The sequence below is a fragment of the Leucobacter denitrificans genome, assembly GCF_014396385.1.
In the GTDB taxonomy this organism is placed as follows: Bacteria; Actinomycetota; Actinomycetes; order Actinomycetales; family Microbacteriaceae; genus Leucobacter; species Leucobacter denitrificans.
The window spans coordinates 1550620-1574943 of record NZ_CP060716.1; the positions used below are offsets into that span (position 1 = coordinate 1550620).

25 protein-coding genes and 1 tRNA gene are annotated in these 24324 nt (G+C 58.6%); 13 read left to right on the plus strand and 13 right to left on the minus strand.

Annotated features, from left to right (window positions below):
• Positions 1–85 precede the first annotated feature (85 nt).
• Positions 86–1606, plus strand: a complete 1521-nt coding sequence (locus H9L06_RS07485) for an MFS transporter (RefSeq protein WP_187554605.1) — start codon at positions 86–88, stop codon at positions 1604–1606.
• A gap of 31 nt (positions 1607–1637) precedes the next feature.
• Here the strand turns inward: H9L06_RS07485 and H9L06_RS07490 are convergent, their stop codons facing one another.
• Positions 1638–2120, minus strand: a complete 483-nt coding sequence (locus H9L06_RS07490) for a pyridoxamine 5'-phosphate oxidase family protein (protein ID WP_187554606.1) — start codon at positions 2118–2120, stop codon at positions 1638–1640.
• Between the two features lie 157 nt (positions 2121–2277).
• On the opposite strand from H9L06_RS07490, the gene H9L06_RS07495 reads away from it, so the two are divergent.
• From H9L06_RS07495 to H9L06_RS07505, 3 genes are all read left to right on the plus strand, one after another.
• A complete protein-coding gene (locus tag H9L06_RS07495; RefSeq protein WP_187554607.1) occupies positions 2278–3186 on the plus strand; it encodes a sulfurtransferase in 909 nt (302 codons plus the stop codon).
• The gene (locus H9L06_RS07500) at positions 3183–3626 is read left to right on the plus strand and encodes a SufE family protein (RefSeq protein WP_382336291.1); all 444 of its coding nucleotides are present in this window, start codon (positions 3183–3185) and stop codon (positions 3624–3626) included. Before H9L06_RS07495 ends, H9L06_RS07500 begins: the two co-directional genes overlap by 4 nt.
• Before the next feature lie 61 nt (positions 3627–3687).
• Positions 3688–4818, plus strand: coding sequence for a pyridoxal-phosphate dependent enzyme (locus H9L06_RS07505; RefSeq protein ID WP_187554609.1), 1131 nt, complete (start codon positions 3688–3690; stop codon positions 4816–4818).
• On the opposite strand, the gene mmsB is transcribed toward H9L06_RS07505, so the two are convergent.
• From mmsB to H9L06_RS07520, 3 genes are read right to left on the minus strand one after another with little or no spacing between them, the layout of a single operon-like run.
• Positions 4806–5702: a 3-hydroxyisobutyrate dehydrogenase gene (gene mmsB / locus H9L06_RS07510; RefSeq protein WP_187554610.1), complete on the minus strand. Its 897-nt coding sequence runs from the start codon at positions 5700–5702 to the stop codon at positions 4806–4808. The two genes, H9L06_RS07505 and mmsB, sit on opposite strands and share 13 nt — an antisense overlap.
• Positions 5703–5727: 25 nt before the next feature.
• The gene (locus H9L06_RS07515) at positions 5728–6873 is read right to left on the minus strand and encodes an acyl-CoA dehydrogenase family protein (protein WP_187554611.1); all 1146 of its coding nucleotides are present in this window, start codon (positions 6871–6873) and stop codon (positions 5728–5730) included.
• Positions 6874–6878: 5 nt separating this feature from the next.
• Positions 6879–8381: a CoA-acylating methylmalonate-semialdehyde dehydrogenase gene (locus H9L06_RS07520; protein ID WP_187554612.1), complete on the minus strand. Its 1503-nt coding sequence runs from the start codon at positions 8379–8381 to the stop codon at positions 6879–6881.
• A 184-nt stretch (positions 8382–8565) separates the two neighbouring features.
• Here H9L06_RS07520 and H9L06_RS07525 point away from each other — a divergent pair, with 184 nt between their 5' ends.
• From H9L06_RS07525 to H9L06_RS07545, 5 genes are all read left to right on the plus strand, one after another.
• Positions 8566–8859 (plus strand): lactococcin 972 family bacteriocin, encoded by a 294-nt coding sequence (locus H9L06_RS07525; RefSeq protein WP_187554613.1) that lies wholly within the window; start codon positions 8566–8568, stop codon positions 8857–8859.
• A 95-nt stretch (positions 8860–8954) separates the two neighbouring features.
• The gene (locus tag H9L06_RS07530) at positions 8955–9566 is read left to right on the plus strand and encodes a hypothetical protein (RefSeq protein WP_187554614.1); all 612 of its coding nucleotides are present in this window, start codon (positions 8955–8957) and stop codon (positions 9564–9566) included.
• A 7-nt stretch (positions 9567–9573) separates the two neighbouring features.
• The gene (locus H9L06_RS07535; RefSeq protein ID WP_187554615.1) at positions 9574–10644 is read left to right on the plus strand and encodes a peptidoglycan-binding domain-containing protein; all 1071 of its coding nucleotides are present in this window, start codon (positions 9574–9576) and stop codon (positions 10642–10644) included.
• Positions 10635–11267 (plus strand): ATP-binding cassette domain-containing protein, encoded by a 633-nt coding sequence (locus tag H9L06_RS07540; RefSeq protein ID WP_187554616.1) that lies wholly within the window; start codon positions 10635–10637, stop codon positions 11265–11267. Before H9L06_RS07535 ends, H9L06_RS07540 begins: the two co-directional genes overlap by 10 nt.
• A 3-nt stretch (positions 11268–11270) precedes the next feature.
• Positions 11271–12341, plus strand: a complete 1071-nt coding sequence (locus H9L06_RS07545; RefSeq protein ID WP_187554617.1) for a hypothetical protein — start codon at positions 11271–11273, stop codon at positions 12339–12341.
• Positions 12342–12478: 137 nt separating this feature from the next.
• Here the strand turns inward: H9L06_RS07545 and H9L06_RS07550 are convergent, their stop codons facing one another.
• Positions 12479–12880 (minus strand): RidA family protein, encoded by a 402-nt coding sequence (locus tag H9L06_RS07550; protein ID WP_187554618.1) that lies wholly within the window; start codon positions 12878–12880, stop codon positions 12479–12481.
• Positions 12881–12971: 91 nt separating this feature from the next.
• Here H9L06_RS07550 and H9L06_RS07555 point away from each other — a divergent pair, with 91 nt between their 5' ends.
• Positions 12972–13823 carry a fumarylacetoacetate hydrolase family protein gene (locus H9L06_RS07555; protein WP_187554619.1) on the plus strand — a complete coding sequence of 284 codons (852 nt, stop codon included), beginning with the start codon at positions 12972–12974 and terminating at the stop codon, positions 13821–13823.
• A 67-nt stretch (positions 13824–13890) separates the two neighbouring features.
• Here the strand turns inward: H9L06_RS07555 and H9L06_RS07560 are convergent, their stop codons facing one another.
• From H9L06_RS07560 to H9L06_RS07590, 7 genes are all read right to left on the minus strand, one after another.
• Positions 13891–15213 carry an MFS transporter gene (locus tag H9L06_RS07560; RefSeq protein WP_246454312.1) on the minus strand — a complete coding sequence of 441 codons (1323 nt, stop codon included), beginning with the start codon at positions 15211–15213 and terminating at the stop codon, positions 13891–13893.
• Positions 15214–15330: 117 nt separating this feature from the next.
• Positions 15331–17721 (minus strand): bifunctional salicylyl-CoA 5-hydroxylase/oxidoreductase, encoded by a 2391-nt coding sequence (locus H9L06_RS07565; RefSeq protein WP_425489984.1) that lies wholly within the window; start codon positions 17719–17721, stop codon positions 15331–15333.
• Positions 17722–17731: 10 nt separating this feature from the next.
• Complete coding sequence (locus H9L06_RS07570) at positions 17732–19381, minus strand: AMP-binding protein (protein ID WP_187554622.1); 1650 nt, start codon at positions 19379–19381, stop codon at positions 17732–17734.
• 37 nt (positions 19382–19418) lie between these two features.
• Positions 19419–20285: an acyl-CoA thioesterase gene (locus H9L06_RS07575; RefSeq protein ID WP_187554623.1), complete on the minus strand. Its 867-nt coding sequence runs from the start codon at positions 20283–20285 to the stop codon at positions 19419–19421.
• Positions 20282–20722 carry a cupin domain-containing protein gene (locus H9L06_RS07580; RefSeq protein ID WP_187554624.1) on the minus strand — a complete coding sequence of 147 codons (441 nt, stop codon included), beginning with the start codon at positions 20720–20722 and terminating at the stop codon, positions 20282–20284. The genes H9L06_RS07575 and H9L06_RS07580 overlap by 4 nt, the downstream gene beginning before the upstream one ends.
• Before the next feature lie 217 nt (positions 20723–20939).
• Positions 20940–21761, minus strand: coding sequence for a PaaX family transcriptional regulator (locus tag H9L06_RS07585; protein WP_187554625.1), 822 nt, complete (start codon positions 21759–21761; stop codon positions 20940–20942).
• 2 nt (positions 21762–21763) lie between these two features.
• Complete coding sequence (locus H9L06_RS07590) at positions 21764–22225, minus strand: hypothetical protein (protein ID WP_187554626.1); 462 nt, start codon at positions 22223–22225, stop codon at positions 21764–21766.
• 98 nt (positions 22226–22323) lie between these two features.
• On the opposite strand from H9L06_RS07590, the gene H9L06_RS07595 reads away from it, so the two are divergent.
• Complete coding sequence (locus H9L06_RS07595) at positions 22324–22752, plus strand: DUF1801 domain-containing protein (protein WP_187554627.1); 429 nt, start codon at positions 22324–22326, stop codon at positions 22750–22752.
• A 61-nt stretch (positions 22753–22813) separates the two neighbouring features.
• Here the strand turns inward: H9L06_RS07595 and H9L06_RS07600 are convergent.
• Positions 22814–22897 (minus strand) — tRNA-Leu (locus tag H9L06_RS07600).
• 145 nt (positions 22898–23042) lie between these two features.
• On the opposite strand from H9L06_RS07600, the gene H9L06_RS07605 reads away from it, so the two are divergent.
• Positions 23043–23792: an FHA domain-containing protein gene (locus H9L06_RS07605; RefSeq protein WP_187554628.1), complete on the plus strand. Its 750-nt coding sequence runs from the start codon at positions 23043–23045 to the stop codon at positions 23790–23792.
• A complete protein-coding gene (locus H9L06_RS07610) occupies positions 23789–24322 on the plus strand; it encodes an FHA domain-containing protein FhaB/FipA (protein ID WP_187554629.1) in 534 nt (177 codons plus the stop codon). Before H9L06_RS07605 ends, H9L06_RS07610 begins: the two co-directional genes overlap by 4 nt.
• Positions 24323–24324: the final 2 nt, after the last annotated feature.

The following is a 24324-nucleotide window of genomic DNA, read 5'->3' on the forward strand; positions in this document are numbered from 1 at the left end:
CAGAAAACTCCGTCGACTTCCGCAACCAGCATACCATCCAGTATGCTGTTACCGACCAAATGGTTTGTACAGAGAAGGAATTGGAATGTCCACGAAGGTCGGCGGCTCGGCCCGCCAATGGCTTGCGCTCGCAGTGCTCACGCTCACAGTGCTGATACTTGCGGTCGATGGCACTGTGCTTGCACTCGCCGTGCCAGCGCTCACGGCTGACCTTGCGGCGAGCGCGACGCAGATTTTGTGGATCGGTGACATCTATTCCTTCGCTATCGCGGGCTTGCTCGTGACCATGGGCAACGTTGCAGACCGCATCGGGCGCAAGAAGTTGCTCCTCATAGGGTCACTCGGGTTCGGTCTCGCCTCGGTCATGGCCGCATTCTCAACATCACCTGAGATGCTCATTGCGGCCCGTGCGCTTCTCGGCTTCTTCGGCGCAACGCTTATGCCGTCGACGCTCGCGATCGTGCGCAACGTCTTCGAGGTTCCCGCTCAGCGCACCCGGGCGATCGCTATCTGGTCTGCCGGGGCGACGGCAGGCGCGGCCATCGGGCCACTGGTGGGTGGCCTGCTCCTCGAGCATTTCTCGTGGGGCAGCGTCTTTCTCATCAACGTGCCCGTCGTGGTGCTCATACTCGCGACCGGCATCTTCCTGTTGCCCGAGTCATACAACCCGTCGCGCCCACGAATCGACGTGCTGTCGTCAATCCTCTCAATCACCACGATCGTGCCAGTCGTCTACGCCCTCAAGCACCTTGTGGGCACCGGTTTTGATTGGACGGTTCCGGTGACGATCATCATCGGTGTTGCATCGGGGTGGATCTTCGTGCGCCGCCAACGTCGACTCACCACTCCGCTTATCGACCTCGAACTCTTCCGAATCCCTGCATTCGCAGGCGCAGTCGGGGCAAACGGACTCTCAATCTTCGCGTTCGTGGGACTCCTGTTCTTCCTCTCGCAGTATCTCCAACTTGTGCGTGGACTCTCCCCGCTTCAGGCTGGCCTCGCCGAGCTGCCTTCGGCCGTCGCTTCGGCGGCCGTGATCCTCATCATCACTGCGAGCTTGCGTTGGTTCGGCCTCGGCCGGTCAATTGGCATCGGCCTCTTCATCGCGGCGCTTGGCCTCGGGTTTCTTGCCGTGGCCGAGGGTCTGCCGGGCCTCATCTGGGTCATCGTTGCGCTCACTGTTGTTGGCCTCGGTGCGGGGCTCGCAATGACGCTCTCGGTCGATGCTGTCGTGAGCGCCGCACCCAAGGCACGCGCAGGAGCAGCATCATCGATCTCCGAGACCGCGTACGAGCTCGGCGTCGCCATGGGCATCGCCGTGCTGGGTTCGCTCCACACTGCGCTTTATCGCGCTAATCTGCCCTCGCTCGAGGGCGTGGCTGAGCCGGCGGCGTCAGCGATCCACCAATCTCTAGCGACCGGAAGCGCCGTGGTCGGCACCTCGAACCCCGACCTGCTCACCGCCGCGCAGCACGCGTTCACGGCAGGCATGCAGGTCACCTCGATCATCGCCGCCGTGCTGCTCGCGCTCTCCGCGGTGATTGCTTGGCGCGTGATTCCATCAGAGCGCATGCTCAAGCGCGTTCCCGTCGACGACGTGCACTAAAAAGAACAGACGTGCGGAACCTCAGATCGAGTTACAGCTCGACTGTACCCATCTGGCCGGGAGGCTCCGATCCAGTCACCTTCGACGCCATGATTTTCACGGCCGCAACCATGCCACCACCGGGAACACCCCAGTATTGGGCCGACTGACCGACGAACTTGAGCAGGCCAAGGTTTGGGTCGTCGGGTCCCGTGAAGTATTCGTCGAGCTGCCCGTCCCAGAGTTCGGCGACTTTGGAGCGATCCTCTACAAACTCGGCAACGCCTGAGACCGAAAGCCAGCTCCCCGTTTCTGCGAACGCAAGATTCACGTGGGGATTCACTCTAATTGCGTCGGCCTGGTCGCCCTGTAACCCGAGGAGGAACCAAACATTTGCGCCGTCGGTCACCTCTTGCGGCGTCATGGGGTGTGAGACGACCTTGCCATCGGCCGTCGCGGTCGAAAGCATGACGAATCGCTCGTCGCGCATGATGTCGACGACTCGCTCCTGGGTAATGTCTTCTGCAGTACTCATATTCCCTCCGTTCTCGCGGATCGGGGTCTTAACCGACCCACCGTGGTGTGTGCTCCATGGTTTCGGTTCGCTTCTCCCGCGTGAACCCCCTTGACAGCACCGCCCGGCACCGCCAAGCTCCCTGGCACCGCCATGCTCGGGGGGCTACCCTTGAGACATGACCGTGAGTACTGACACCACTGATCCGAAGTTCGCCGAGTACGCTCACCCCGAGCGCCTGGTTTCGACCCAGTGGCTCGCTGAGAATCTCGGCACCCCTGGGCTCGTGGTGGTCGAATCAGACGAAGACGTGCTGCTGTACGAAACAGGCCACATTCCGGGCGCCGTGAAGGTCGACTGGCACACCGAGCTCAACGATCCCGTTGTTCGCGACTACGTCGACGGCGCCGGCTTCGCCGACCTCATGTCGCGCAAGGGAATTTCGCGCGACGACACCGTGGTCATTTACGGTGACAAGAGCAACTGGTGGGCGGCCTACGCTCTCTGGGTGTTCTCGCTGTTTGGGCACGAAGACGTGCGGTTGGTCGATGGTGGTCGTGAGAAGTGGATCGCAGAGGGCCGCGAACTCACGCGCGAGGTCGCGACTGTCACTCCCACCGACTACCCAGTGATCGAGCGCAATGACGTGTCGCTGCGCGCGTACAAAGACGACGTCCTCGTCCACTTTGGCAATCCGCTCATCGATGTGCGCTCGCCAGAAGAATATGACGGATCGCGCACGACGATGCCTGCGTACCCAGAAGAGGGCGCGTTGCGCGGCGGTCACATTCCCTCCGCCCAAAATGTGCCCTGGGGTCGCGCGGCGGCCGAAGACAGCACCTTCAAGTCGCGCAGCGAACTCGAGCAAATCTACTTGGGTGATGCTGGCCTCCAGGCCGGAGACGACATTGTTGCCTACTGCCGCATCGGCGAGCGTTCGTCTCACACCTGGTTCGTGCTTCAGTTTCTCTTGGGCTTCAAGAACGTACGCAACTATGACGGGTCATGGACCGAGTGGGGCAGCGCGGTGCGCGTACCGATCGTTACGGGTGCCGAGCCCGGCGAAGCACCGAAGGCCGCGGCATAGTGACGAATCTGCCGCCGGTACTTGCCGAGATCCGCGAGGATTTTCTCTCGCTTGAGCACCCTGAGCGCCTGCAGCTGCTGCTCGAGTTTGCCGACGATCTTCCTGAGATGCCAGCGCGCCTTGCCGATCATCCCGAGTTGCAGGAGCGGGTTGTCGAGTGTCAGTCACCGGTGTACATCGTGCTTGAAGTGAACGATGGCATCGTGACGATGCACGCGACTGCCCCGCCTGAGGCGCCGACAACGCGCGGATTCGCGAGCATTCTCGCGCAGGGCATTTCTGGGCTCGAGGTTGAAGAGATGCTCGCGATTCCCGACGACTTTCCCCAGACCATCGGCCTTACGCAGGCGGTCTCCCCGCTGCGCATAGCCGGAATGACCGGCATGCTGTTGCGCGCAAAGCGACAAGTACGGGCGATCGTCGCGGCGAACGAGCACTAACCACAGTTCACCGGCGGTCGCTACCCTCGCGAGAACCCGCGGTGAGTCCGATACTGGACATATGACCGCACCCGAACACTGGTACTGCCGCGCCGAGGCTCGCGAGTGGAGAGCGGCCCCGGTCACTTCAACCGTGGAGTTTCACCGCTCATCTCCTGGGTACGCGCCGACTCCGCTGACCGAAGTTCCCGATCTAGCGCGCGAGCTCGGGATCGCTCGGGTGTTCATCAAAGATGAATCGGGGCGCATGTCGATGCCCTCGTTCAAGATTCTCGGTGCTGCGTACGCGGTAGCGCGGGCGGTCTCCGAGTTTCTTGGTGAGGCGGATCGCGCGCTCCCGATCGACGAACTCCGTAAGCGCCTTGAGGTGGCCGCCCGCCCCACCCTCGTTGCCGCAACCGACGGCAACCACGGTCGCGCGGTCGCGCACATGGCAGGGATTCTCGACTTGTCGGCTCGCATTTTTGTGCCAGAGTCGACGACCCGCGACGCCATACGAGCTATCGAGTCCGAGGGTGCTGAGGTCACTGAGCTCGCGCTCGAATACGACGAAGTTGTAGCGCACGCAAGGCGGGTCGCTGATGAACTGGGCGATCGCGGCATCCACGTGCAAGACACTGCTTGGCCCGGGTACGAGAAGATTCCGGGGTGGATCGTCGACGGCTATCTCACCCTCTTCGAAGAGATCGACGCGCAGCTCCTCGAACGCGAGGTCGAGCGACTCGACCTCCTCGCTGTGCCGGTCGGCGTGGGTTCCCTGATTCTCGCAGCCCTCAGGCACTATCGCGTCGAGGGTGCTGTGCATCGGCCGAGTGTGTTGAGCGTCGAGGCGGATCGCGCCCCCTCAATCCTCGCATCGCTGTACGCGGGCGATGCGGTGTCGATCCACACCTCGCCAACCATCATGGCCGGCCTCAACTGCGGCACCCCATCTGCGAGCGCATGGCCTGACCTTCGCGACGGGCTCGACGCCGCCATCGCGGTGAGCGACCCGGCTACCGCCCAGGCCGTGCACGACCTCGAAAATCTTGGAGTCGACGCGGGCCCGTGCGGGGCGTCAACGCTCGCGGGGATTCGCGCAGCGAAGCCGCATTTTGAATCACTTGGGCTCGGGCCGGATTCGGTCGTGGTGCTACTGAGCACCGAGAGCCGCTCGGCGAACCCTCTGCCCGCTGAGTATCAGCGTTCCTGAGCGCTGCGTGAGCGCACATCCTCGATGATCGCCGAAAAGTCCTTGCCCTGCCCGGCCCCCTCAGCAAAGGCGTGGTACAGCTCGCTCGCGAGCCTGCCCGCGCGCGCATCAACGCCGGTGAGGTCGAGCGCTGCCTCGGCCAGCCCAAGGTCTTTCGCCATGAGCGCGCTCGCAAAACCGGGCTCGTAGTTGTTGTTAGCCGGGCTCGTGGGCACGGGCCCCGGCACCGGGCAATTCGTAGTGAGCGACCAGCACTGCCCCGACGCGTTTGAAGCGACCTCGTAGAGCGCGTCGTGGGTGAGCCCCAACTTCTCTCCGAGCACGAATGCCTCACTCACGGCGATCATCGACACACCGAGAATGAGGTTGTTGCACACCTTCGCCGCCTGTCCGAGACCCGAGGCGCCGCAGTGCACGATCCGCTTACCCATGACCTCGAGCACCGGGAGTGCGCGTGCAAAATCGGCCTCAGATCCACCGACCATGAAGGCGAGCGTGCCAGCCTCGGCGCCGACCACGCCCCCAGACACCGGTGCATCGACGTTTTGGTGGCCAGCGGCGACCGCGAGATCGTGAGCCTTGCGAGCATCATCGACCGCGATGGTTGATGACTCGATAAACAGTGTCCCCGGGTCAGCTGCGGCCAGCAGCCCACCCTCATATAGCTCGATGACGCTGCTCCCCGCCTGCAGCATCGTGATCACGATCTCGGCGCCATGCACCGCATCGACCGCTGACTCAGCGATCACCACCCCTCGAGCGCGCGCCGCCTCAAGCGCCGCGGGCATGATGTCGAAGCCTCGCACCTCATGCCAGGCTTTGACGAGGTTGCCCGCCATCGGTCCACCCATGTGGCCAAGTCCAATTACCGCAATCGTGGTCATGCGAACGCTCCTCCCAGTGTCGTGGTCATTCCTCGAGCAAAGTGCGGCCAATAATGACGTTCATAATCTCGTTGGTGCCCTCGAGAATCTGGTGCACCCGCAGGTCGCGCACCACGCGTTCGATGCCAAACTGCGACAGGTACCCGTAGCCACCGTGCAGTTGCAGCGCCGAATTCGCGGCATTGAAGGCTGCGTCGGTCACAAAACGCTTCGCCATCGCGCAGACTGTCGCGACCTCTGGATGCCCCGTATCGAGCGCCTCTGCCGCCCGCGACAGCAGTAGCCTCGCCGCTTGCAGCTCGGTCTCCATGTCGGCGAGTTTGAACACGAGAGCTTGCTTAGTGGCGAGCGGCGCCCCGAAGGCTTCGCGTTCTTTGAGATGGTGGATCGACTGCTCGAGCGCCCACTGCGCCCCACCCAGTGCACAGGCCGCAATGTTCAACCGGCCACCATTCAGGCCGCGCATCGCGATCGAGAAACCCTGCCCCTCATCGCCGAGTCGGTTCTCGACCGGCACACGCACGTCGTCAAACATGACGGCGCGAGTGGGCTGCGTGTTCCAGCCCATCTTCTTCTCGGGCACCCCGAAGTTCAGTCCGTCGGATTCGGCCGGAACGAGAATCGCACTCACCCCGTGCGCGCCCTCGCCCCCAGTTCGCGCCATCACGAGATACACGCGCGAGGTGCCCGCCCCCGAGATGAACTGCTTCGAGCCGTTGATCACGTACTCGTCGCCATCGCGGCGAGCCGTCGTCGTGAGCGCCGCTGCGTCAGAGCCCGCGCCGGGCTCTGTGAGACAGTAGCTCGATAGTTCATGCATACTTGCGAGCCTCGGAATCCACTTCGCCCGCTGCGCATCGTTACCGAAGGTGTCGATCATCCAGACGACCATATTGTGGATCGAAATATACGCAGCAAGCGCCGGGTCGCCCCGGCCGAGCTCCTCGAAGATGATCGCGGTGTCGGCCCTTGTCAGGCCCGATCCACAGTGTTCTTCGCTCGTGTAAATGGCGCCGAGCCCGAGTTCGCCAGCCTGTGCGAGCACGTCGATCGGAAAGATTTTCTGCTGGTCTCGCTCATTGGCGTAGGGTACGAGCGCGGTTTCAGAGAAGTGTCGCACGGTCTCGACGAGCGCCCGCTGGTCGTCGGTGAGTTTTCTTAGATCAATCATCGGAGTCACTGCATCGTCGGTATAACGAAGCTTGCCCCTTCCTTGATTCCGGAGGGCCACCGCGATGTGACGGTCTTCGTCTTTGTGTAGAAGCGGAACGAGTCTGGGCCGTGCTGGTTGAGGTCGCCAAAGCCCGACTCTTTCCAGCCGCCGAACGTGTGGTACGCGATGGGCACCGGAATCGGCACGTTCACGCCGACCATGCCGACGTTGACCCGAGCCGCGAAGTCGCGCGCCGTGTCGCCGTCTCTGGTGAAGATTGAAACACCGTTGCCATAGTCGTGCTCCGATGGCAGCCGAAGTGCTTCCTCGTACGTCGCGGCCCGCGCGATGAACAGCACAGGGCCGAAGACCTCGTCGCGGTACACGCTCATGTCGGTCGTGACGTAGTCAAAGAGCGACGGCCCGAGGTAGAAGCCCTCTTCGAAACCTTCTACCGTCAGTCCCCTGCCGTCGACGAGCAAACTTGCGCCCTCTTCGACGCCCGCCTCGATGTAGTGGGTCACCCGATCCACCGCGTCTCGCGTGATGAGCGGGCCATAGTCTGCGCGCTCATCGTGTGTGTCACCCACACGAAGTTGCTTCACCCGCTCTGTGAGCTTGGCCGCGAGCGCATCAGCCGTCGCTTTGCCGACCGGCACTGCGACCGAGATCGCCATGCAGCGCTCGCCCGCCGATCCGTAACCCGCGCCCACGAGGGCATCGGCGGCCTGGTCGAGGTCTGCGTCTGGCATGACGATCATGTGGTTCTTTGCCCCACCGAAGCACTGCGCTCGCTTGCCGTTCGCTGCGGCGGTTTCGTAGATATATCGCGCAATCGGTGTGGATCCCACAAACCCCACAGCCTGCACACGCTTGTCGGTGAGAATCGCGTCGACCGCCCGCTTGTCGCCGTTGAGCACCTGAAGCACTCCATCGGGGAGGCCGGCCTCGGTAAGCAATTGGGCCAGGTGCAACGGCACCGACGGGTCGCGCTCGCTCGGCTTGAGAATGAACGCGTTGCCCGCGGCGAGCGCTGGTCCCATCTTCCAGAGCGGAATCATGGCTGGAAAGTTGAATGGCGTGATGCCCGCGACGACACCGAGTGGCTGCCGCATCGAGTAGACGTCGATGCCGTCACTCCCGGCGTTGGTACTGTACTCCCCCTTCAGCAGGTGCGGCGCACCGAGCGCGAACTCGATGACCTCTACACCTCGCTGCACGTCGCCCTTCGAGTCTGCGAGCGTCTTTCCATGCTCACGCGAGAGCATCTCTGCAAGTTCGTCTATGTCTCGCTCGATGAGGCGCAAGAACCGCATGAGCACGCGCGCTCGGCGCTGCGGGTTGAGTGCACCCCACTCGTGTTGCGCTTCTTCCGCAGTCGAGATCGCCGCGGCCACCTCGCTGTGCGAAGCAAGGGGCACGCGTGCGGCAATCTCGCCCGTGCTCGGGTTAAACACGTCGGAGAATTCTCCCGAGGTGCCCGCGCGCAGCTCGCCATCGACAAAGTGTGAAAGTTCGCGAACCATGACGCTCCCATCATCGGCCGAGCACCGTTGACTCCATGCTACGTCGCGCCCCTCGCCTTTACTAGGCCACGAAGCCACCCGCCCCATTCGCTATTTGTGTCGGAATATTGACGTGCGTAACAAGGGCACATATTGTTTCACCAGGGGGAGAGAACACATTCAAAAACGAACGAAGGATCTCCTAGTGAAAACCTCAAGAAAATTTCTATCTGCCGCTGCACTTGCAGCAGCCGTATTACTCGCGACACCGATGGCAGCGAATGCAGTGACTGTCTCAAAAGGCGGCGGAACATGGACGTACTCGGCCGAGGCGAAGAACCTCTACTCTCAGTATCAACACCATTCACGAACACATAAAGCCACCGTCGAGAACCTCAGTCAAAGACATTCCAGCGGCTGGCGGCCGAAAGGGGTTCTCGCTACAGCGGCATTGAGTGCGAGCCTTTTCGGAAATAAGGCCTACTGGGATGTGATCTAGCTCTCGCGAATATCGTTTCGGCGCACCGTCGCACAGTTCTTCGGTGCGCCGAAACCTTCTTTTCGTAACTAGGCCACAATTACGTCAGGACCCGAATGCGCCACATATCTACTTTGCTAATTGCCGGGATTGCAAGTTTCGTACTCATTGGCTGCTCATCAACAGACACGAATAGTATTCCTATTCCGGATGGAATCAGTTTCTCAGGGCCGCACGCTGAAACCTTCGAGGAGGTGTGGAAAAGGACTACATCGGACTTCAGCCGCGAGGTGATCAAAGATCAGAGGATCACAGACCAGGAGTGGGCTGAAACCAAATCCCGCATGGAGCAGTGCATTTCGGACACGGGTATGACGTTAGATTCAATTGATGAAGACGGCGGCACTCTCGTGAGCTTCAATTCCGTGCCCCCCAGCCTGGGAGGCGAGAAGGTAGATGAGTGTTCGATGTCATCTGGCCTAGATGACATCGGATTCCTCCGCTATCAGTTGATTACAAACCCGAATAACATCGAGCCGTCAATAATCATGGCGGAATGCTTGGTTCGCGCCAAAGTAGTCGAACCCTCTTACTCAGCGGCTCAATATCTAGAGGAAATTGACCTCGTATCTGAATCGCACCCCGGGATCTCGTATGTAGTGGATCCCGAGATTGGATACGACGCACTAATAACGTGCAGCGACGATCCGACGAATTCCTTCCAGTAGGTGATTCGTGAAGGTCAATATCGTTAAAGCCTCACTAGCCCTATTCTGTGTCGGCATACCGCTGGTCCTCGGCGGTGCCGCCGGGTACCTCGTCTTTGCAGACGATCTACCAGAGGCCATCGGTACATCAGCCCAAGAAAAGGTTGCTCCGGTGACTTATAGGGAGTTCACTGACACCCACAATGTGGAAGTCGATTTGGTTCAGGATAAATCAACCAACCTCAGGTCATCCGGCGGTGGAAGAGTAACCGCAGTCAATTGCAAACCGGGTCAGACTTGGGAAAACGGGAAGAGCTACATCGAGATTGACGGGGAACCAATCGTAAACCTTGCCACCAGCGCCCCGCTCTGGCGCGATATTTCCATGGGTGACTTCGGAAAAGATGTAGAGGAACTGCAGGCACAACTCGCAAAGATTGGATACAACTCAGAAGGCAACGGAGTCTTGGGCCCTTATGCGTCAGCTTCAGTGGTCGAGCTTCGCCGAGCCAATGGGAGCCTCACTGAACCGACAAACGTAGTCGAGATGCAAAATTTTCTTTGGGTTCCATCGGATTCTTTGGAAGTCTCAAACTGCAATATTGAAGTCGGGCAAATGCTTGCTCCTGATCAGACAGTTGCGTCCGTCCAAGGGGCAATACGTGAAGTTTCCGTCAAGAGCCTGCCTGACTTCAATCAAGAGGTGGGCATGGAACTCGTGGTCGACGATATTGCTATTCCCCTCGAGGCAGATGGCAGCGTTGCTGACCAAAGCTCATTTCAAAAGTTAGTAAAGACGCCCTCTTACATTCAGTCGCTTGCATCATCTACCGCTCAGGGTGAGACTCCAAACGAAATTCCTACAGGAAAGTTGACACTCAAGGGAGCAATTCGGCTTTCCGAGCCAATTCGGGTTGCGGTGATCCCACCAGCAGCACTCTTCGGTGAGAACGGGGCCAACGCTTGCGTTCTTTTGAACGAGAAATCGTTCGAAGTTTCGATACTCGGCTCAGAGCTCGGTCAGACCTTTGTCGTTGGGCGAGACGGAGATCTTCCTGAATTGGTGAACTTAAACCCAAAGGAATCAAGATGTCCGTGAGGTTTGAGGGCGTCGGTCATAAATTCACAGAGGAAGCATGGCTTTTCCGAGGCCTGACTCTGCAACTTTCCCCGGGGCATGTTTATGCGCTCACGGGACCGTCGGGTTCTGGCAAGAGCACCCTCCTAAATTTGCTATCCCGATGGAACAGCCCCACAGAAGGCAAGGTCGTAATCAATGTTCCTGGACGTACTTCCTGGGTATTTCAGAATCCACATGGGACTCCTCGTCGGAGCGCACTCGATCACCTGATGCTTCCGTTACTTGCCAAAGGTGAACATACCAAGAACGCACGCAGTCGATCCTTAGAGCTACTATCAAGATTCGGGCTGCGCGAAGTTGCCCTGCGTGAGTTTCGTGCGCTTTCGGGCGGGGAAGCACAACGTCTCATGCTCGCTTGTGGAATTGCAGTAAGTCCCGGGCTTCTCCTCGTCGATGAGCCAACTGCTCAACTTGATCCCGCCACAGCACAGGACGTGAATAGAGCTATCCGAGAGCTCATCAGCCCCGAGACTATCGTTGTCATTGCAACTCACGATCACGAAACACAAGTGGCGTGCACTGATCATATTGACTTGCGTAAGTACCAACCATTCAACGTACCCAGTTTCGTAGGAAGCTAGGCCATGCGCTGGAACGTGCTTCTTAGGGAAGTCTGGCTGAATGTTCAAAGCGGAACTAGCCGTTCCGCGCAATTGTGCGTGGTCTTCTCTATCCTGCTAGCTGGACTCATATACCTCGATCTCGGCAATACCCATTCGATTGAACTAGAGGCTCAGCGGTACCGCGAGAGCGGAGCCTCGATTATCACCCTTGAGGCAATTGGAAGAATTGACGGAACTGCGTGCGATCACCTGTCTAAGGTTCCTGGAATCCATTCATCTGGGGCGCTACGCAGAGAACCGACCGACCTCATCGTCGCAGCGCTGCCAGCTGCCCCTGTGTCCCACTATGCGGTTACTCCCGGGTTGAGGCATGTACTCCACATAACCGACAGCGGTACTGGCCTCCTGCTTTCATCAGTCCTCGCTCAGCAAGTTGCTGCAGGTCCAGGTGACGAACTCCTACTCTCCGACCGGCAAACCCCCATTGCAGACACATTCAACTACCCGGACGATGGGAGACGTGCTGGATTTGGCTACGCGGCTTTATCGCAGGAATTTCAAAGTGAGATTCCTTTCGACGAGTGCTGGGCAGAAATCTGGCCAACGAACCCTGAACTCGAAAGCCTCTTGTCGCTAACTGTCTATCCCGCAACTGATGACGAAACTTCAACAAGTCGCTCTCAGCTCAATACGACACTTGGTAAGACCTTTGATGGGAGAACAAGATTTGCAGAGCGGATTACTGCTCTGTCTTTTGCATTGGCAGGTGCGCTTGGAGCCTTTCTCGGGGTTTTCTCCGTTGCAAGCCGCCGTATCCAGCATGCCCGCAGCCTTCATTTCGGATTACATAAGAGAGATCTTCACATCATCACGATACTTGAGACTCTCACATGGGTCGCCCCGTCGATGCTCATCGCTGGAAGTGGCTCAATCCTATATGCCGAGTTCGCTAGCATTTCTGATTCCTCGTACGTTTTGGTGATCAGTCTACGCATTATGGCTTGGGCTGCTTTCGGATCATTCTTGGGCGCTTCACTCGCCATGTTGGCGGTCCGAGAGAGGCACCTTTTCAAGTATTTTAAAGACCGATAGGAATCCTCCTAGTACCCCTCACATGTTGCTTGGCGATAGGTACTCTGAGCCCTCACGAGTCTTTTGGAGTACTGACATGAGGGCGGTGAAAGGATCCGGACCTTTCACCGCTTCCCTCGTCAAACTTCCGACTACAGTTACTCCTGTTCTGAGATGTAGGCGACTCCCTGAATCTCGATAAGCGCCTCGGGCTGCCACAGACGAGTCACCCCGATGCCCGCCATTGCCGGGTACTCGGTGCCGGCAAGTTCGCGCCAGAGTCGACCGATCTCACGGCCGTGCTGCTGGTACGTCTCGACATCGGTGAGGTAGATCGTCACATCGACGAGATCGCTAGGCTTACCGCCCGCCGCCTCGAGCGTAGTGAGCACGTTCGAGAAGGCCTGAACAAACTGCTCGACGATGCCTCCGGGGACAATGTTGCCGTTGAGATCCATTGCCGTCTGCCCACCGAGGTAGACGAGCTCACCTGCCTTCACTCCGTGCGCGAATCCGCTTGGTTTGATGAGCGTTGGCGGGTTGATGATTTGGCTCGACATTTATGTTCTCCGTTTCTGGGATTGGGCACACGAATTGTGTATATTGAGACTATATGACGAACGTCAGCATAACGACACAGGAGCTTGATTTATGCGGCTTGCAACATTGAAGTTGAACACTCACTCAGGTGCGGGCGCGACCTTTGCGGCTGTTGGAGATAGCGCAGGTTGGGTTCATATTGATACGCCAAATGTTCAGACGTTCATTTCACATGAAAGTTGGCGCGCCGCTGGCGAAGCTGCGCTTCGTGAACCCACCCGCCTCGCGGAAGGAAGCTTTGAATTTCTCACACCGGTACCCCAACCGGCGAAAGTGATCTGCTGCGGCCTGAATTATCACGACCACATCGTTGAAACTGGACGTGAGGTTCCCGAGTACCCCACCCTGTTCGCAAAGTTTGCTGACACTCTCACCGGCCCCGCAGACGATATTGCTGTTTCTCTCACCTCTCGGGTGGACTGGGAGGCAGAACTTGCGGTTGTCATCGGCCGAGAGATCTACCAGGTGAACATTTCTGAGGCACGCGCTGCGATTCTTGGGTACACAGTCGCCAATGACATCTCAATGCGTGATTGGCAACAACGAACCCTGCAGTGGTTTCAGGGTAAGACGTTCGACCGCACGACTCCAGTTGGTCCATGTATTGTCACGGCCGACGAGATCGATCCCGTTGATGGCTTAGACATCGAATGCCGCATCAATGGCAAAGTAGTGCAAAGCAGTAACACCCGAGAGTTGGTGTTCGACTCAGCTCGCCTCGTGGCCTATGTTTCGAGCTTTACCCGTCTGCAGCCCGGAGACATTATTCTCACCGGCACCCCCGGAGGCGTCGCGCTCGGAATGGAGAACCCGCAGTACATGCGTAATGGTGACACGGTTGAGACATTTATCGAAGGAATAGGTGGGCTACGAAACACAATTCGCATGACCCCTACGCACTGAACGCGCTCAAGCAGAAACGGTCAAGGGGCGAACGCACATGGCTTGCGTTCGCCCCAAGCTTTTGTCGCTACCGAGACTCGAGCGGCTTGTTCGGCACGAGGGCGACGGCGATCGCCGCGACAACGGCAACAAGTGCAAATGTGATGAAGTTCCATTCCGTTCCCACATTGAGCGCGGCCAGCCACCCACCCACGATAGGACCCATAATTGCGCCGATGCGCGCGAAACTCAGCGCCCAACCCGTAGCCGTTGCACGAATTGAAGCGGGATAGTAATCAGTGATGTAGGCAGTGAGCACGAGTGAGGTGGAGATCGCTCCGATTCCAGATAATCCCACGAGGCAGAGGTTAATGAGCATCGAGTTCGGGAACATCATGAGGAGGCACGCGATTCCGCCCACCAGGTAAAACAAGATGAGCACAGATTTCGCGCCGTACCGGTCTGAGAGCCAACCTACGCCCAGACCTCCAACCGCTGAAGCGAGACTGAACACCAACAGAAATGCGAGTGCCGGCCCGAGCTCATACCCAGAGGCACGCATGATCGACGGCAACCACGAGTTGAGTCCATACACGAGCAGCAGGCCCGCGAATAGCGCGATCCACAAGAAGATGGTGGATCGAAGGTAGCGCGGCGAGAATAGCTGTCCGAGAATTCGCTGCCAAGACACTGGTTCGTGCACGTCGAGCTGTTTCGGGATCGCGGGCACGTACGGCGAGATCTTAAGCTTCTCAGCCAACGTTACGGCCCGGTCATGCTGACCGCGATTTTCCAGTGATTCGAGTGATTCTGGAAGCAACTTTGCGATGATCGGAATAAGCAATACCGGCACTGCTCCTGCGGCAATCACCCAGCGCCAGCCAAGGTTCGAAAGCAGAAGCATTGATGTGATGGCAGATGCCACTATGCCAAGTGAGTAGCCCGAGTACATCAGCCCGTAGTTCAGGGAACGCTTGTTGGGTGCGGAATACTCGATCGTTAGTGCAGCACCCACTGGGATGATTCCACCCATACCAAGGCCGCCAAGGAAGCGGAACAGCCCAAACAGTTCGGGGGTCGGCGAGAGCGCTGCCCCGAGTTGCATCACCGTGAAGATCGTCATCGATACGAGGAGCATGCGTTTGCGACCGAGACGATCGCTCAATGTACCAATGAATAGTGCCCCGATGAGCATGCCCACAAGCGACCACGAGGCGAGGCCACCGAGTTCTACCGGAGTCAGGCCCCACTCCGGATCATCCGCGATTGCTGGCAGCACCGCACCGATGACCCCGATGTCGTAACCATCGGCAAGAATTGCGAGGAAGCAACTCAGAAGCACGATGTTCGTCACCGCCCGCGGCACCGGCCACGCGTTCAAGGTTGCGGATGTTGTTGTTTGAGAAGACACCTTTGTCTCCATTCCTTGTAGAGGGTTGAGCGCATTCGTCGTCGCAAATTATTGACGCGAAAGCATGTGAGATAGGGAGGTGGGTGCGTTCAACGTCGTACGCACCCACCGGTCTTGTTATCTAGCGGCGACCTCCTCGCGCCGTTGAGGAGTCCAGCGCTGGTGGTGCGTGAGTTCACCTGAGCGTGTGTCTCGAATAAGTGAAAGCCTCGGTCGTACTGCATCGGTTCGTGAGCTTGGCGGCTTGCGTGATCCGGCCCGGAACTGTGGAATCCAGTCAGCGCCAGCGCCCCGATACTGTTGCTCAGCGGCGGCGTGCAGTGTCCAGTTAGGGTTCCAGAGATGCGTACGGCCGATGGCGACCATATCGGCGCGCCCAGCGAGCAGGATGGAGTTCACATCGTCGTACGAGGAGACTGCACCTACTGCAATGACAGTGACGCCTGCAGCAGCGGCAACACGGTTGCGGATCGCATCGGCGAACGGTGTCTGGTAGCTGCGACCGAACTGCGGGCGCTCCTCCTGTGAGATCTGCCCCGACGATACGTCGATGCCATCAACACCGTGCTCGATGAATGCGCGCGAGATCTCGACTGCCTCATCAATTCTGTTTCCGCCTTCAAGCCAGTCAACAGCCGAGATTCGCACGGTCATCGGTCGAGATGCTGGCCAAACTTCACGCACTGCATCGAAAACTTCTAGCGGAAAACGGAGTCGGTTTTCGAGACTGCCGCCGTACTCATCGGTGCGCTGGTTCGAAACTGGTGACAGGAACGAAGACAGAAGATACCCGTGCGCCGCGTGGAGTTCTAGGAGATCAAATCCTGCGTCAGCGGCACGCTGAGTGGCCGCGACGAAATCGTCACGTACTCGATCCATACCGTTGCGATCGAGCTCGACTGGAACTTGATTGTCCGGCCCGTACGGGATTGGTGAGGCTGAAACCGTCTGCCAGTTTCCGCTCTCAAGCGGCTGGTCGATTCCTTCCCACATCACCCTTGTCGAGCCCTTTCGACCAGAGTGCCCGAGCTGAACACCGATCTTTGCGCTCGAGTGAGTGTGCACATGCTCAACGATTCGCTTCCATGCTGCGCCCTGCTCATCGGTATACAAACCCCCACAACCGGGAGTGATGCGACCCTGTTCAGATACGCACACCATCTCGGTCATGATGAGGCCAGCTCCACCCGAAGACTTTGCGCCGAGGTGCGCAAGATGGAAATCACCGGGAACGCCCTCGACCGACGAGTACATGTCCATCGGAGAGAGCACGATACGGTTCTTGAGCTCAAGGTTGCCAATGCGATGAGGGCGGAACATCGCTGGCTCCTCCACCTGTCGACCGGAGAAGTTTGCACCGTGCAACACGCGCAGTGCGAAGTCCGGATCGCGCAGCGCTAGGTTCTCAAGTGTGATTCGGCGGCTGCGGGTCAACAAGTTGAAGGTGAATTGGAGTGGATCTTGCTCGCCGTACTGTCCGATCTGTTCGAACCATTCAAGTGAGGCCTGCGCCGCGCGTTGCGTCGACGCGACGACCGGTCGCCGCTCGCTCTCGTATGATTCGAGCGCGGCACTGATCTCATCATGCTCATGCAGACAAGCCGCGAGCGCCAGTGCATCCTCCATTGCAAGCTTGGTTCCGGACCCAATCGAGAAGTGGGCCGTGTGGGCGGCATCTCCGAGAATCACAAGATTCTCGTGGTGCCAGCGTTCGTTTCGCACGGTCGTGAAGTTCAACCACTTCGAGTTGTTCGACATTACATCGGCTCCGTCGAGCACTTCAGCGAAGTACTCTCGGATCTTGGCAATTGCGCGTTCATCGCTTACCCCAGGCGGGAAGATCTCGTGCTCAGTTTCGTCGAACCCTGCGGCACGCCATACACTCTCGTGCATTTCGACAAGGAACGTGCTGCCTGAGTCTGAGTATGGGTACCCGTGCAGCTGCATTACTCCGTGAGGCGTGTGCAGCACCGCGAATGTGAATGCCTCGAATACACGATCTGTACCAAGCCACATATACTTCGATTCGCGCTTATCTAGATCCGGCTTGAAGCGATCCGCAAACTGCGTGCGAACGCGCGAATTGATTCCGTCTGCGGCCAACACGAGGTCGTACTCTTTCATGAGTTCTGCGGCGTCTGGAGCTTCTGTCTGGAAGTGAACAGGTACCCCAAGCTCGAAGCATCGGACCTGGAGCAATTGCAGCAGCTCTTTGCGCCCCATTGCCGCAAATCCCTGACCACCTACCGTGTGCGTTTCTCCTCGATAGGCGATGTCGATGTCTGTCCAACGCGCGAATTTCTCGCTCATGCGCTGCGCAACGATGGGGTCTGCATTCTCGATGCCGCCCAACGTCTCGTCGCTGAACACAACGCCAAATCCAAAGGTGTCGTCCGCGGCGTTGCGTTCCCACACCGTAATATCGTGGGTCGGATCCAGCTGTTTCATGAGGGCGGCAAAATAGAGGCCTCCTGGCCCTCCGCCGATAATGGCTACTCGCATGTTCATTCTCCTTATTTCAAAGTGTTGGGACGGCAAGGGATTCCGCAGCTGCGCGCTCACGCAACTTGAAATGTTGAATTTTGCCGCTTGGGTTTCTCGGAAGTTCTTCTACGAAATCAATACGTCTCGGGCACTTGTAGACAGCAAGTCGTGACTTCACGTGATCGATGATTGATTTCCTCAGTTCGTCGCTGGCCGCCGCGCCGTCTCGCGGTACGACGAATGCGTTGACGATTGTTCCCTTGTCTGGATCAGGGCGACCAACCACAGCGCACTCGAGCACGTCGGCGTGCAGGTTGATCACGTCTTCGACCTCTGGGGCGCCAACGTTATAACCGGCAGTAACGATTACGGAGTCAGTGCGCGCTTGAAACGCGAAATAACCATCCTCATCCATGACATAGGTATCGCCTGTGACGTTCCACCCGTTACTTACATAGTTTGACTGTCGTGCATCGCTCAAGTAGCGACAGCCGGTGGGGCCGATCACGGCAAGACGCCCCACCTCGCCAGGCGGAAGCTCGTTGCCATCGTCATCGAGAATCGTCGCCCGGTACCCGGGAACAGCGCGTCCTGTTGTACCCGGTCGGATATCGTCTCCCGAGGCAGAAATGAAGACATGGAGCATTTCCGTCGCACCGATGCCGTTCACGAGCCGCAGCCCACTGGCCTGCTCAACTGCACGGAAGGTTTGCTCAGGAAGATGCTCACCCGCCGAAACACCGACTCGCAGACGGCTCAACTGGTCGCCATACCCCTCTTTGATCAGCGTTCTGTACCCTGTAGGTGCTGTATACAGCACGGTAATACCGAGTTCATCTATAAGCTGGGCCAGTTGGATTGGCCCACTGCGATCCATGAGCACACTCGCACCGCCAGTGCGCAACGGGAAGACGACGAGTCCACCCAAACCAAACGTGAAGGCCAGCGGCGCCGTGCTCGCACTCACATCAGTGGGTGAAAGCTGAAGCGTGTGCTTTGCGAAGGTGTCGGCGTTCGCCAATATGTCGCGATGGAAGTGCATAGTGACTTTGGCTTCACCGGTTGTGCCCGACGTTGCACTCATGAGCGCGACGTCATCGGACGCGGTTTCGACGGCGGTAAAGGTGTCAGGTTTGGAGGCACACGCATGAACCAATGGGTTTGATTCACCACCAAAAATCAGAATGTCGTTTACCGGCACATGATCTTCGAGCACCTCCGAGATGTCTTGCAGAGCATCGTGATCAACAATTGCTACGGTTGGGCGCACTTTGCGAAGCAATTGTTCAAACTCGTGCGACTTCCAGGCCACCATGGTGGTAGCTACGATGCCGCCGGCCTTCAGTGTTCCGAGCCAAAAAGCAACAGCCCATGGGCTGTTATTCATGCGAAGCAACACACGATTGCCCGGCACGACTCCGTGGTCTTCGGTCAGCACTCGTGCGAACTGATTCGCGCGACGCTGGAGTTCACCGTACGTCCAGTGTCCACCACCCGGTAGCAATATCGCGTTTCGCTCGGCTCCAAACTGCTCGACTGCACGGTCAATCAGTTCTGCTGCTGCGTTCAGCTGTTGCGGATACTGCAGCTCTGGCAGTGTGAATTCAAGTTGCGGCCATTGGTCATGAGGCGGCAGCACTGATCGCGCATAACCGTCTAGATGACCGCTGGGGGAAAGCTCCATCGCTGGTCCCTTCAGGGTGTGAGAGATTAAAAATGGGTTAAGTTTGGCCCGGCCGGATCATGCCTTCTTGCGCAACAGTTGCGACGAGCGCACCCGCTTGCGTAAAGAATCGACCGATTCCGAGGCCACGACCCTCACTGATGCCCGCACATTCCTGCGCATAGAGCAACCATTGATCAGCACGGGCGCTTGAATGGAACCACATCGCATGATCGAGGCTCGCCGTGACAAGGCCCGGACTGGACCACGGCAATCCAAGTACCCGCAGAATGGGTTCAAGGATTGTGTAGTCACAGACATATGCAATCGCGAGGCGGTGAATAGTCGCATCATCAGGAAGCTGCGTAAACGCTTTCACCCAAACTGCCTGGTGTGGCACCCGCCCGCCGTCGATATCGATATAGACGGGCCCAGGAACATGGCGCATGTCAAAGCTTCGACCGTGTGACCAGTATTCCGCTGCTTCACCCGTCTCGCTTTCGAGCACTTCGGCTGAACTCGGAAGGGACTCGGGATGGGGAACACTGGGCATTGTCGGACCGAGGGCCACGAACTGTTCAGGCACATGGAAAGAGGCGGTGCTCATAAACGCGAGACGCCCATGCTGATACCCACGAATGTGCCGAGTTGAGTAACCACGCCCATCTCGTAGGTCTTCAACCTCGTACTGAACTGGTTCCTCGGTCTCGACACCCCTCAGAAACGTTCCGTGGAGCGAGTGCAACACTCTGTCGTCAGAAACAGTGCGGATCGCTGCGGCTGCACTCTGTGCAACCAAATCGCCACCGTATGCTTTTGGCCACGGCACGGGTTGCGGCACAGCAAGAAATGCCCGGTTCACCCGATCCACACTGCACTCGGTGAGTGCGACCGCCTCAAGAAATGCAGCGGTAGTGACGCTCATGCGCGGCGGTAGCCTTCAAGTTTTGAGTCATCTACGTCTGGAAGGTCGACCACGAGGTTGTCTGGAGTGCGGGCCGTCAACCACACGAGCTCTTCGGTTACAGACATGTTGGCTTCAACGTGGGGCATGAACGGTGGAACAAATACCCAGTCGCCCGCCTTCATGTCGACCCACTGTTGAAAACCTTCGCCGTAATAGATGCGACCGTGACCTCGCAGCACGTAACCACCAGTTTCGGCTTCTGCGTGGTGGTGAGGCAGCGAACGGTAGCCCGGCTCATTTGACACATGACCGAACCAGATCTTTGTGGCATCAGTGTGCTCATGGCCGACGCCCGAGACTCGAATGCAGTCACCCGATGAAAGCGTTCTTTTGTCTTCTTCGCCGCCTCGAGTAACCTGCGGAACCTTATCCCAGCGCAGATTTTCGTGTCCCATATTGTGCTCCTTTGCAATCTGATGTTGAAGTCGGGCCTTTCACCCTTAGCTGGTTCGGGGTTCCCCTCAACCTCAGCGCAGCAAGAAATACACTAGCGCAATATTTACGACCGTCACAAGACCTACATACAAATTCCTGTCACTCGAATTTTGGGCGCACAAAAACTAACCGAGACACCCCGTCACGGTTAACGTTCCGGCAGCGCGAGAGTCAGGATTAGGCAGCAGCGAGCGTTGCTGAAACGTACCCTTCCGCGGTGCCAGCTAATCGATTGCGCAGCCGTGAGAACACTGCCTCAGCGCGAAAACCAGCCCAGTCTTCGGGAAGTAGCTCGGCGGGAATTCCAGGATCAAGGTACGGAAGCCTTCGCCACTGCGTCATCGCGTGCATATACGTCGCGAATGTCTCCTCTGCAGCGAAGTCTAGATCCACAACTTGCTCAAACGCCGAAATGAACTCGCGGTAGTGGGCTTCGATGGTCGGCAGATCCCACCACGAGCGAATCGCCTCGGCGAGTGGATCATTTGAAATTCGGTTACCGAGAAAGAGCTCCACGTACTTCTCGAGACCTGCGTTCTCTAGTGCGGTCTTCGTTTCTGACGCGAGTAAGCCAGGAGCGATCCACAGGCCGCCGCTGACCTGACCGAACCCGAGGCGCGCGAGTGTCGTGCGAAGCTGGTGCCGAACGGGCCGTTCCTTCTCGGGGACCGTGAACGAAGCGAGAAGCCAAGGGTCATCGAGCGTGGCGCGCTGCTGGTGGAAAATGCGCTGGTCGCCAGCGCGAAAGACCTCTACGAGCTCATCAGATAGTCGGTATGCCGCTGCGCCGTCTTTCTGCGTGCTCTGCAGGAGCCCGCGACGCTTGAGCCGAGACACCGAGGAGCGAACGGCCGAGCTGTCGACTCCGAGTGCCGTCATGAGCGCAATGATCTCAGCGATAGAGAGCACGCCCTCTCGTGGCCTGGCGTAAATGGCGAAGAGGGTAATGATGAGATGCTGGGGCCGCGGAGCATCACCGTTCTCTACCCCCTGTTGCATAGCTACATTCTAGGGCGGCCAGACCCGATCACCAGTCGAGGATCCGCCCAAGCACAAACGGAGAGGTGAGCAGCACCGCGCAGACACAGGAGACGGACACCCAGATCCACGCTTCTGACCGCCGGCGTAGGCGCCGACCTGCGGTTGCAACCTGAACGCGCATTGCTGGGTTTGCTGAGCAGGGCGAGCGCAATGATCCACACACCGATTGCGCCGAAAGACACCGTCACCGTGACGAGACCCCACACTGAATCAAGCCAACTCGGCAAGGCAAACGGGAGGTCGAGGAAGTAGACGATGGTAACGAGACTCAACACGACCGCAGGCAGAAGTAGGAACGCACCGGTCGATGCCGAACGATACGCCCGTGGATCTTCAGCTCGCACGTCACTACCGCTCACTGCGGGCCACTCTGCCCTGAACTGCGCGAGCCGCTCAGGCTGTGCAGTCTCGTTCTCGATCACTGCTTCAGAATACCGAGAACGTGGCGGCTCCCCCGGCCAATTTTTGCCTCCCCAGTATGATGAGCGAAGCGATGACCGACGGCAATCGAAGGAGAAGCATGGCAGTAAAACAACCCGCGATGTCTCCCTCTGAGATGCCGGTCGACGAGGTACTTGACCGCGCTACCGGGCAGAGACGCGCAGAGGCCGAGGAATTGCTCGAACTCCACGCCAAAATCACCGGTGAGAAGCCGGTCGTTTGGGCCGGCCGAATCATTGGTTTTGGTGAGGTCGAGTACAAGTACGAAACAGGTCACAGCGGCCGCATGCCGCTCCTCGCGTTCGCACCGGGTGCATCGAAGCACACCATTTACTTAGTGAACGACTTCGCAGAAAAGTGGCCTGAACTGATGGCGAGTCTCGGCAAGCACCGTGCAAGCAAGGTTTGTCTCTATCTCACGCGGCTCACGGGTGTGGATCGCAACGCACTTCGTGCATTGCTCGAGCACTCTCTCGAAGAGACTCGCGCCCAGTGGCAGCAAAACTGAGAAACAAAAAGTCCTGATCTGAGACATGTTTGTAAACAATGTCGCGGATCAGGACACTCTGTGCGCAAAGGGGGACTTGAACCCCCACGCCCTTGCGGGCACTGGCACCTGAAGCCAGCGCGTCTACCAATTCCGCCATTTGCGCGAGTCGCCGCCTGCTGGCAAAGCCTTCAGACAACTCACCAAGCTTAGCAGCACACAGGAATCCAAGCCAATACGGTTAAACTTGACCGAAAATCGCCCGATGTGTTGTGGCGTTTGCCACTATGGAACAGGGAAAGGGGCGGAGCATGGGAATTCTCGACAAGGTCGAGCGCTCGCTAGAGCGTGCCGTAAACGGTGCTTTCGCACGCACTTTCCGCTCGGGTGTACAGCCGGTTGAGATCGGGTCGGCGCTCAAGCGCGAGCTCGACATCGGTGCCGTGGTGGTGGATCGCGATCGCGTGCTCGCACCCAACCGGTTCGTCGTGCGTGTGTCTCCTCAAGATGCAGACAGGCTGCTCAAAATTGCAGACACACTCGAGGCCGAGCTCCGCGGAATCGTGCAGAAGCACGCTGCACGCCAGAGCTACCAATTACTGGGTGACGCAGATGTTGAGATCCGCTCTGACGACTCACTTACCGCAGGCATACTGCAGGTAGACGCAACTCGCGTCGAGGGGCGCGTGAACTGGGTCGCTGCCATTGATGTCGACGGCGTTCGTCACGAATTGCGTACTGGCGTCACTGTCGTTGGGCGCGGTTCTGACTGCGGGATCCGCATTACCGACAACGCCGCCTCGCGTAAGCATCTCGAGATTGTGTGGGATGGCAAGTCAGGTCTCGCGCGCGATCTCGGGTCAACGAACGGCTCGAAGATCGAGGGTCAGCGCTTCCGCGAAGCAAAACTCGAGGCCGGAACAGTCATCACAATCGGCCAGACTGCGCTACGCTTTGGGCTGGTGCCCGGCAGAGCTGCGGCACCGAGGCAGAACGCCCCGTCGGCTTCCCAGTCGCGGAGCGGCACCGGTATCGATCAGGATTTCTGGGGGGGTCTGTGAGCGAACTCACGCTACTCATCCTTCGTGTCGGCTTCTTGCTGCTGCTGTGGTTCTTCATCTTTGCAATTGTGTACGCGCTCAAGAGCGACCTGTTTGGGGCTCCAGTTCGCAAGTTGCGCAGTGACGGCTCGCAGCCACCGCAGGCGGCCGCATCACCCCAAGCAAACCAGACGCAGATGCAGCAACCACCAGCGATCACGCCCTCGGGCGGCGCGCTTCCAACGGCGGGAGCCTCAGGCACAGCGCGCACTTTGGTCATCACCTCAGGTGTCGCCTCAGGCACATCGATCCCACTCGATGATGATTTCGTTTCGATCGGCCGCAGTTCAGACTCAACACTCGTCATTGTCGACGAGTACACCTCGACCTATCACGCACGCCTTGCAAAGAGCGGCAGTGAATGGATCCTCACAGACCTCGACTCCACGAACGGCACCAAGCTCGCGGGCGAATCGGTGCACAAGCCAGTTCGGGTTCCGCTCTACACCCCGGTGACCATCGGCAAGACCACCTTTGAGTTGAGGCCGTAACC

Coding starts and splice junctions, on each gene's coding strand:
- H9L06_RS07555 (WP_187554619.1), top strand. CDS start 12,972: ATGCGGCTTGCAACATTGAAGTTGAACACTCACTCAGGTGCGGGCGCG.
- H9L06_RS07550 (WP_187554618.1), bottom strand. CDS start 12,880: ATGTCGAGCCAAATCATCAACCCGCCAACGCTCATCAAACCAAGCGGA.
- mmsB (WP_187554610.1), bottom strand. CDS start 5,702: ATGACCACGATTGCGGTAATTGGACTTGGCCACATGGGTGGACCGATG.
- H9L06_RS07530 (WP_187554614.1), top strand. CDS start 8,955: ATGCGCCACATATCTACTTTGCTAATTGCCGGGATTGCAAGTTTCGTA.
- H9L06_RS07580 (WP_187554624.1), bottom strand. CDS start 20,722: ATGGGACACGAAAATCTGCGCTGGGATAAGGTTCCGCAGGTTACTCGA.
- H9L06_RS07605 (WP_187554628.1), top strand. CDS start 23,043: ATGGGAATTCTCGACAAGGTCGAGCGCTCGCTAGAGCGTGCCGTAAAC.
- H9L06_RS07570 (WP_187554622.1), bottom strand. CDS start 19,381: ATGGAGCTTTCCCCCAGCGGTCATCTAGACGGTTATGCGCGATCAGTG.
- H9L06_RS07575 (WP_187554623.1), bottom strand. CDS start 20,285: ATGAGCGTCACTACCGCTGCATTTCTTGAGGCGGTCGCACTCACCGAG.
- H9L06_RS07490 (WP_187554606.1), bottom strand. CDS start 2,120: ATGAGTACTGCAGAAGACATTACCCAGGAGCGAGTCGTCGACATCATG.
- H9L06_RS07545 (WP_187554617.1), top strand. CDS start 11,271: ATGCGCTGGAACGTGCTTCTTAGGGAAGTCTGGCTGAATGTTCAAAGC.
- H9L06_RS07565 (WP_425489984.1), bottom strand. CDS start 17,721: ATGAACATGCGAGTAGCCATTATCGGCGGAGGGCCAGGAGGCCTCTAT.
- H9L06_RS07505 (WP_187554609.1), top strand. CDS start 3,688: ATGACCGCACCCGAACACTGGTACTGCCGCGCCGAGGCTCGCGAGTGG.
- H9L06_RS07515 (WP_187554611.1), bottom strand. CDS start 6,873: ATGATTGATCTAAGAAAACTCACCGACGACCAGCGGGCGCTCGTCGAG.
- H9L06_RS07495 (WP_187554607.1), top strand. CDS start 2,278: ATGACCGTGAGTACTGACACCACTGATCCGAAGTTCGCCGAGTACGCT.
- H9L06_RS07540 (WP_187554616.1), top strand. CDS start 10,635: ATGTCCGTGAGGTTTGAGGGCGTCGGTCATAAATTCACAGAGGAAGCA.
- H9L06_RS07485 (WP_187554605.1), top strand. CDS start 86: ATGTCCACGAAGGTCGGCGGCTCGGCCCGCCAATGGCTTGCGCTCGCA.
- H9L06_RS07520 (WP_187554612.1), bottom strand. CDS start 8,381: ATGGTTCGCGAACTTTCACACTTTGTCGATGGCGAGCTGCGCGCGGGC.
- H9L06_RS07595 (WP_187554627.1), top strand. CDS start 22,324: ATGGCAGTAAAACAACCCGCGATGTCTCCCTCTGAGATGCCGGTCGAC.
- H9L06_RS07585 (WP_187554625.1), bottom strand. CDS start 21,761: ATGCAACAGGGGGTAGAGAACGGTGATGCTCCGCGGCCCCAGCATCTC.